The sequence below is a fragment of the Streptomyces niveus genome (assembly GCF_001723055.1).
Lineage (GTDB): Bacteria > Actinomycetota > Actinomycetes > Streptomycetales > Streptomycetaceae > Streptomyces > Streptomyces niveus.
Genome location: NZ_MDCR01000370.1, coordinates 1 through 460 on the forward strand (window position 1 = coordinate 1; position 460 = coordinate 460).

A 460-nucleotide genomic window follows, 5' to 3' on the forward strand; every position below is an offset into this window, starting at 1 on the left:
TCGTCGGCTGCGAGGCAGCCGGGCACCTCGCCGAGCAGAACGACGCACAAGTGAAGCCGGGCGACGGATGCAGGGCGGCGAACGGTGGCCGATGGGGCTTCACCGTCGTCGTCGAAACCCAGCAGACGATGGGCGACAGCATTCTGCCCGGCACCGAGGACAAGCGGGCCGAGGCCACGGCCACAGCGATCGTCGTACCTCGCTGTGAGTTCAGGCCGGCGGTGGAAGACGGCGACGAGGGAGAGGACTCCGAGCCCGAGGAGGGCGAGGAGGAGGAGCCTTCGCTGCCCGGTGAGCTGATCTGTAACGGGAACCCCCTCGACCTGGATCCCGAAAACCTGGTGTTGCCGGACATGTCTGTCCTGTTCTCCGTCCGACTGGCCGAGGACTGACCGCGAGTGAACGCAAAGGATCAACACTGATGAATATGCGACATGGAACGAAGGCCCGTAGGGCCGCG

1 pseudogene is annotated in these 460 nt (G+C 65.7%); it reads left to right on the forward strand.

Going from position 1 to position 460, the window contains the following annotated elements:
* Positions 1-392, forward strand: a pseudogene (locus BHU15_RS40525) (hypothetical protein); the annotation flags it as partial.
* Positions 393-460: the final 68 nt, after the last annotated feature.